The 6,000-nt window shown below is 36.4% G+C and carries 2 protein-coding genes and 10 tRNA genes; all 12 read left to right on the top strand.

Annotated elements, in window-relative coordinates:
• Positions 1–46 precede the first annotated feature (46 nt).
• The 12 genes from AAIE21_RS19930 (at position 47) to AAIE21_RS19875 (ending at position 4,431) form a co-directional block, all read left to right on the top strand.
• Positions 47–122: transfer RNA gene (locus AAIE21_RS19930), tRNA-Asp, on the top strand.
• A 9-nt stretch (positions 123–131) separates the two neighbouring features.
• A tRNA-Phe gene (locus tag AAIE21_RS19925) sits at positions 132–207 on the top strand.
• A gap of 15 nt (positions 208–222) precedes the next feature.
• Positions 223–298 (top strand) — tRNA-Thr (locus AAIE21_RS19920).
• A 10-nt stretch (positions 299–308) separates the two neighbouring features.
• Positions 309–392 (top strand) — tRNA-Tyr (locus AAIE21_RS19915).
• Positions 393–406: 14 nt separating this feature from the next.
• Positions 407–480 (top strand) — tRNA-Trp (locus tag AAIE21_RS19910).
• A 12-nt stretch (positions 481–492) separates the two neighbouring features.
• Positions 493–568, top strand: a tRNA-His gene (locus AAIE21_RS19905).
• 63 nt (positions 569–631) lie between these two features.
• Positions 632–706, top strand: a tRNA-Gln gene (locus tag AAIE21_RS19900).
• 5 nt (positions 707–711) lie between these two features.
• Positions 712–786: transfer RNA gene (locus AAIE21_RS19895), tRNA-Gly, on the top strand.
• A 14-nt stretch (positions 787–800) separates the two neighbouring features.
• Positions 801–871 (top strand) — tRNA-Cys (locus AAIE21_RS19890).
• A gap of 10 nt (positions 872–881) precedes the next feature.
• A tRNA-Leu gene (locus tag AAIE21_RS19885) sits at positions 882–963 on the top strand.
• A 217-nt stretch (positions 964–1,180) separates the two neighbouring features.
• Complete coding sequence (locus AAIE21_RS19880; protein WP_343268373.1) at positions 1,181–2,173, top strand: tyrosine-type recombinase/integrase; 993 nt, start codon at positions 1,181–1,183, stop codon at positions 2,171–2,173.
• 767 nt (positions 2,174–2,940) lie between these two features.
• Positions 2,941–4,431: an RNA-guided endonuclease TnpB family protein gene (locus AAIE21_RS19875; protein ID WP_343268372.1), complete on the top strand. Its 1,491-nt coding sequence runs from the start codon at positions 2,941–2,943 to the stop codon at positions 4,429–4,431.
• Positions 4,432–6,000: the final 1,569 nt, after the last annotated feature.

Genomic DNA, 6,000 nt, shown 5'->3' with positions numbered 1-6,000 from the left:
CATAACCCGAAGGTCGCAGGTTCAAATCCTGTCCCCGCAACCAAATGGTCCCGTGGTGTAGTGGTTAACATGCCTGCCTGTCACGCAGGAGATCGCCGGTTCGACCCCGGTCGGGACCGCCATTTATTTCTGGCTCGGTAGCTCAGTCGGTAGAGCAGAGGACTGAAAATCCTCGTGTCGGCGGTTCGATTCCGTCCCGAGCCACCATTTTCAATAAAATACGCCGGCTTAGCTCAATTGGTAGAGCAACTGACTTGTAATCAGTAGGTTGGGGGTTCAAGTCCTCTAGCCGGCACCATGTAAGTTTCGGAGGGGTAGCGAAGTGGCTAAACGCGGCGGACTGTAAATCCGCTCCTTCGGGTTCGGCAGTTCGAATCTGCCCCCCTCCACCATTTACATTTTATACAGGGGTATAGTTTAAAGGTAGAACAGAGGTCTCCAAAACCTCCAGTGTGGGTTCAATTCCTACTACCCCTGCCAAAATACAACATGGCGGTTGTGGCGAAGTGGTTAACGCACCGGATTGTGGCTCCGGCATTCGTGGGTTCGATTCCCATCAGTCGCCCCATTTTTATTTTTAAAATTACAAATAAATTAATGGTTACTTACATATAATGAATTAAAACTTCGGTGGGCTATAGCCAAGCGGTAAGGCAACGGACTTTGACTCCGTCATGCGCTGGTTCGAATCCAGCTAGCCCAGCCATTTTTGCGGAAGTAGTTCAGTGGTAGAATACAACCTTGCCAAGGTTGGGGTCGCGGGTTCGAATCCCGTCTTCCGCTCCAATTTAATTTCATATGGCGGCATAGCCAAGTGGTAAGGCAGAGGTCTGCAAAACCTTTACCACCGGTTCGAATCCGGTTGCCGCCTTTCTTATTATGCCGATGTGGCGGAATTGGCAGACGCGCACGACTCAAAATCGTGTTCCTTCGGGAGTGTCGGTTCGACCCCGACCATCGGTATCAAAAAGACGAGTGAATCGTCTTTTTTTATTTGTTTTTTAATCATTAATTAAACGTGAATATACAGTAATATCAAGCGTTCCTACTTTGTGGGGACGCTTTTTTTGTGTTCAAATCACTGTTAATTTATCGTCTAATACGTTGACTCCTATACGTTAACGTAATGCCTTCTAATCGTACGTAGTAAGTTTAATTCACTAAAGGAGGTAATTCGGTAATGGCAAGACGTAGCAACGTTTTAGACGATGGGGAATTAGCTATTATGCGGCGTAAAACAAAATCGTATGTAGAAACGTTTGAGGATGCAGTGAATCTCTTTTTAAAGGATTGTGATATCCGTAATTTAAGACCTTACACAATGCGTTATTATCGCAATGAACTTGCGACGTTTTTCAACCTATTGACGGAACAAGATATCGACATAGCACAATTAAAACCATATAACGTTACAGAGGAACATATAAAGGAAAATGTCATTCTATATATGCGAAAGTACAAGGGAACAAAGGTTATCTCAATTAATACTCGTTTGCGGGCATTACGTGCTTTCTTTAACTTTCTTCATAAAAATAAGCACATCCCCAATAACCCTATGGAGAATATTTCTTTATTAAAAGATAGAAAGCCAATCATTCCGACTTTTACTAAACACCAATTGAATCAATTATTTCGGCAACCTGATTTAAAATCATTCACTGGTGTTCGTGATTATACAATTATGATGTTGCTTTTAGAAACTGGAATTCGTATCCATGAACTTGTAGGGATTTCGTTAGCGGATATTCGTTGGGAAGACAATTTTGTTTGTATTCGTAATGCTAAAACATATAGAGAACGATTAGTTCCCATACAACGAGAAATGAAACAGCAAATGAAAAAATATATTGCCATTCGAGGTTATGTTGAAACAGATGCATTATTTGTAACAATTGATGGTACTCCCTTAACAAAGCGGGGAATTCAGCAGAGGATTGCAATCTATGGTGAAAAAGCACAAATAAAAAATGTCCGTTGTAGTCCACACACGTTTAGACATACCTTTGCGAAGTTAAGTGTACAGCAAGGGGCAAATATATTTGAACTTCAAGCAATTTTAGGACATACAAGCATGGAAATTGTGAAGACATATGTTAATTTGTTTGGGACTGATGTGCAAGATAGTCATAAGAAATTTTCACCATTAAAAGTAATTGAAAAGCGACATTTATAAAAATGTTACATAGAAAAAAGCCACCTATTGCAGTAGGTGACCAAGTTTAAATAAGTAATAGCAAAAATTAAATAACGGATATTCCGTACATTTAACACCTTCATTATAAATTTTTAAAAAGTATAATGCAAAGGTTTAATTTTCTATTGTCTTTTTTAGGTAACTTGTACAGGGATTTACGAACGTGGGAATGACCTAACACCACGCTAAACACTTGAACAGGTGAGAACCAGCCAACGTCAGAAAATGGGTTCGTAGACACGTTAGAAGCTTTCCTCGTTTGCTTGTGTCTAGTCTATGTGGAGAACGCACATAATCAGTTTGGTGGTTGCTTGGTGTACTACGGTACAGGTAGCAACGAATAAGAAAAATAACATTAGGTTACGAGTAATTAAGGGTATGTCAGCAGTACAATTCCTTCCCTAAGTTTTTCAGCATGTTGGACAAGCATGGCATGTTAAAAGTTCGTTGTAGGTGAAAATCTAGTGTTCAAACGAGGTGTTACTATACGGATTCCTTAACCCGATAGACCATGAGAAGTGACAATGAACGTCTGCTTTATGTTGCATTAACTTTCTTGTTTTTGCAATGTAAGGTAGTCATTCTCTGCCCTAGCCGTTGTCCTATTCCCTCATCCCATGATGAAGGACAGACATTCCCGGTCATTCTTATTCCACATTCATAAGTAAAATCACTTAATTATTGTTGTACGTATTATTCAGATAATTATCGTCGAAACTTATAATGCAAGGAAGGAGAGAGGGAGTATGATTTTAACTAGAAAAATTAAGTTAGTAATTGTATCAGAGAATCGGGAAGAGGGATATAGTTTAATTCGTACTGAGATAAGAGAACAGCATAAAGCACTTAACTTAGCCTATAATCATTTGTATTTTGAACATAATGCTATACAAAAATTGAAGCAGAATGATGAGGACTACAAACAGAAAAGAAATAAGCTACAAGAACTAATTAACAAGAAATATGAGGAACATCAAAAGGCGAAAAACTTAGAGAAGAAAGAAGCACTACGAGAAGCGTACAATAAAAAGAAACAGGAACTATATAATTTTGAAAAGGAATATAATGAGAAAGCACGTCAAGCTTATCAACAGGTAGTTGGGTTTACACAACAAACAAGGGTACGAAATTTAATTAACCGTGAGTGTAATTTAATGAGTGATACTAAGGATGGGATTACAAGTAAGGTAACACAAGACTATAAGAATGATTGTAAAGCGGGTTTATTAGCTGGGAAACGTTCGTTACGGAATTATAAGCAAGATAATCCTTTGCTTGTTAGGGGCAGAAGCTTGAAGTTTTATAAGGAAAACGGAGAGTATTTTATTAAGTGGAATAAGGGAACTATCTTTAAATGTATTTTGCATATTAGGAAAAAAAATATTGCAGAATTACAAAGCGTCCTAGAAAATGTCCTTCAGGGTGCATATAAGGTTTGCGATAGTAGTATCGCTTTCAATAACAGGGATATGATATTGAATTTAACGTTGAACATCCCCAATAAAGAAACACAAGATTATATCCCAGGTCGAGTAGTTGGTGTTGATTTAGGATTGAAAATTCCAGCTTATGTGTCATTAAGTGATAAGGTGTACGTCAGAAAAGGGATAGGGAGTATAGATGATTTCTTGCGTGTGAGAACACAAATGCAAAAGCGTAGACGCCGATTACAAGAATCTTTAACAGCTGTAAAAGGTGGAAAAGGAAGAAAAAAGAAATTAAAAGCGTTGGAACATCTGAAAGAGAAAGAAGCTAACTTTGCTAAAACCTATAACCATTTTTTGAGTACACAAATTGTAACATTTGCAGTCAAAAATCAAGCTGGTCAAATTAATATGGAGTTCTTGGAATTTGATAAGATGAAGAATAAGTCTTTATTAAGAAATTGGTCTTATTATCAATTACAAATGATGATTGAATATAAAGCAAAACGAGAGGGAATAATAATAAAATATGTTGATGCTTATCTTACCAGCCAAACTTGTAGTAAATGCGATTATTATGAAGAAGGACAACGTGAAAAGCAGGAAAAATTTATTTGTAAAAGTTGTGGTTTTGAAGTAAACGCTGACTATAACGCTTCACAAAACATTGCAAAGAGTGCAAGGTATATATCAGGTAGTATAGAGAGTGAGTATCAAAAGAAAAAGCAAGAAGCTTTAAAAGAAATATTAGGAGAGAACGACACGTTAAATGAACAGCTATCATTGTTCGATAATTGCGATGATATAGCTTAGGCGATTTAGCGTCTAAAGGGTGAGGGTGTTCTATTGTAGGGAACAAAAATCCACTCACCAAGGGTTAACTCTAGTCTTGTTGTGTTACCGACTAGACATTCTATATTGATATCAAAGGAACATTCCGTAGAGTTGCCGCAAAGCTAATTTTTGAATAATTTGCTGAAAGTATTGATACATAAGGACTTATGCTTATTTTTAAATGATAGTTGAAAAACTTATTGTAGGTTTACGGCAGAATAGTTGAATTTGGATGTGCCGAAGGGTTGTTATTGCAGCTTTTTTAAACAGATTTACGTAGGGTTTGATATCGACTATATGAAATGTAGATAATTGGGATTTTGTCTGAAAGTGTGGAAGAAACAAGTGTTTGATATTAACTATATGGAATGTAAATATGTATTATTCAAGAAGCACAGGTTCATTGTGCTTAGTTTGATATCAACTATGTGGAATGTAAATGTATTCATAATCTTTCCCTTGATTTTTAGCAAGTTCGTTTGATATCAACTATGTGGAATGTAAATATTACAGAACGCAATAAACCATTGAACAAGATACCGTGTTTGATATCAACGATATGGAATGTAAATAACGCCCAACGCTTCAATGTCTTCCAATCAGCACCGGTTTGCTATCAACGATATGGAATGTAAATTTAATCACATCAAGAGACTCTTCTTTGTTGTCATCAGTTTGATATCAATTTAGGGAATGTAAATTCAGGAGGTATAAACAGCGTGAAGGGAAAAGAACAGCGTTTGATACCAACTATATGGAATGTAAATCTCTCTCACTCAGATAGTTTGAACTAGTTAATTGCTTGATATCAACTATATGAGAAGGAGTTCTTATCAGTAGACTTCTTATTTTAGTGAAGTGATAAATATATTTTGAAAAACTTATAAATCAATGTGACAAACTACCGAAAAATATTGTATTTATTATTGTATAAGACGAGAAAGAAGTTAATACTACGCAACAATAAATTATGAAACCTTACGTAATACTAACTATTAACATTCAGTATCTATTCGGATAAATAAGCTAATAAGCCACGTACAGCAACCGAAGGGCGGTAGAAGGCGATTAACAATGCAATGGTATGTAAATCAAAAGTTAATTGCGTCAGAATGTGTTTCTCGGAGTTATAAAAAAGGGAAGGTAATAAAATACTGGTAAGGTTAGTATAGTGAAGGATATATGAAGGGAAGAATAGCCTGATAGTAAGGGATTTTGGTATACCATAGTGTACTTTAATTAACAAGTTGTTTTGTAAACTTTAAGTTGATATATCTTGAAAAAAGGGAAGCATTGAACGTATAATGTATTTAAGACAAAGTTTGAGTGCTTAGACTGACCAGTTGAGTGCCTGGACTAACTAGTTTTACCTTAGACAGCAGATAGCTGTCAGTATTAATTATCTGTTTTCGGATAATTTTTTTTAGACATCAATGTATATTGGATGCACATTGAATGTACGTTGAATATACATTACTTAACAAAGAAAAAACCTCTTAAGTGCTACCAACACAAAAGAGGCTTTATAAAAACAGGTGAGTCTAGAGG

The organism is Paenibacillus sp. 102, assembly GCF_039549175.1.
Taxonomy (GTDB): domain Bacteria; phylum Bacillota; class Bacilli; order Bacillales; family Bacillaceae_G; genus Bacillus_A.
This window is presented reverse-complemented; position numbering and strand designations above follow the sequence as displayed.